The 1,659-nt window shown below is 73.7% G+C and carries 1 protein-coding gene and 1 pseudogene; both read left to right on the forward strand.

Going from position 1 to position 1,659, the window contains the following annotated elements:
• Positions 1-638 (forward strand): annotated as a pseudogene (locus ACFV6I_RS39550) (hypothetical protein); the annotation flags it as partial.
• A gap of 290 nt (positions 639-928) precedes the next feature.
• Positions 929-1,588, forward strand: coding sequence for a polysaccharide deacetylase family protein (locus tag ACFV6I_RS39555; RefSeq protein ID WP_380431136.1), 660 nt, complete (start codon positions 929-931; stop codon positions 1,586-1,588).
• The last annotated feature ends 71 nt before the right edge of the window (positions 1,589-1,659 follow it).

The following is a 1,659-nucleotide window of genomic DNA, read 5'->3' on the forward strand; positions in this document are numbered from 1 at the left end:
CGGTGGTCGCCACGCCGGGTGCCGCCCGTCCGGCGCCCGGTGAGGCGACCACCGGCGCCGCTGACGCCCTGGTAAAGAACCCGGCGAAAGAACCCTCCCTCCCCTCCCGGCAGCCCGGAGAACGCGTCACCACCCCGGGGACGGAAGGGCGGGAGGGGGACTCCGAGGACGACGCGCCGGACGAACAGCTCCGCGACGCGGTCGCCACCCTGTTCCGGGTGATCCGCCCCGAACCGCGCCTGCGCCTGGGCGAGGCCGAAGCACGTGAACTCGCACCCCTGGTCGCCCAATGGCTGGAACGCGGCAGTACAGCCGCCGACCTCACCCATGCCCTCCTGCCGGGCCTGCCCGCCCCGGTGCACTCGGCGGTCGCGGTGCTCCGCTACCGCCTGGAGCGCAAGATGCCGCCCGGACGGGCCGCTGTACGGCCCGCAGCGGCCTGCTACGCCGAGTGCGCCCAGTGCCACGACCCTGTCCCTCAACCCGGCATCTGCCGCGCGTGTGCGGGCCTCGTCAGCCGTCCTGCGGGCGACAGCCGCACGACGGGAATCACCTCCGCAGGAGCAGCGCGGGTCCGGGCCTCGCTCGCTGCCGCCAGAGCCGCCGCATGGGCACCGGCCGCCGTCGCGGCCAGGTGAAACGCCGGCCGGTGCCGGACGGGGTGGAACCGGTATTCGGGCCGTGCGGGCCGGGCACTCGTCGGGCGACTTCTGGGCTGGCATCCGGGTGAAATGGGGCGGAGTCGCCTGGCGCGAATGGAAGCCGGGTTCGACGCTGCCAGAATGCAATTTCCCTGAAGGCCACCTGCACAGGCGGTGCCGCCGGACAGCTGGAGCAGAACATGCGAATCATTCGACCACGCAACAGCCCGGAAGAAGCGGCCGGTGGAGGTGCGGCGCGTTTTCCGTGGACGCTGATGTACCACTCGGTGGCGTCAACGAGTGAGGATCCCTATCTGATTACCGTCGACCCTGCGCGCTTTCGCCGCCAGCTGCGCTGGCTGTCCGCCCGCGGGCTGCGCGGGGTGTCGGTCGGCGCCCTGATGCGCTCGCACCGGGGCGGCAGCGCGGCGGGCATGGTCGGGCTGAGTTTCGACGACGGATACCGCGACTTCGTGGAGGAGGCCATGCCCGCGCTGGCGGAGTACGGGTTCACGGCGACGGTCTACGTGGTGGCCGACCGGCTGGGCGGATACAACGACTGGGACCGGCAGGGCCCGCGCAAGCCGCTGATGACGGCGTGCCAGGTTTACGAGGCCGCCGCCGCCGGGCTGGAGATCGGCTCGCACGGGCTGACGCACCGGCGGCTGGCGGGCCTGGGCGCGCGGGAGCTGGCGGCCCAGGTCGCCGACAGCCGCCGCGTGCTGGAGGACCTCACGGGGCAGGAGGTCGAGGGGTTCTGCTACCCCTACGGTTCGCTCGACGCCGCCGCGGTGGAGGCGGTGGCGCAAGCCGGGTACGGGTACGGGTGCGCGGTCAGCCCCGGGGTCCACAGCGGGGTGTACGCGCTTCCCCGCTGCTACGTCGGTGACCGGGACGGGCCGCTGCACCTGGCCGCGAAGCTGGTGCGCGACCGCTGGCGGCGCTGACGGTCGACGAGGACCTGCCGGCGACGAAAACCAGGCCGGGGCCCCCGGGGGGGGGGGGCCCGGCGGGGGGG

Source organism: Kitasatospora sp. NPDC059803, from assembly GCF_042732255.1.
GTDB lineage: Bacteria > Actinomycetota > Actinomycetes > Streptomycetales > Streptomycetaceae > Kitasatospora.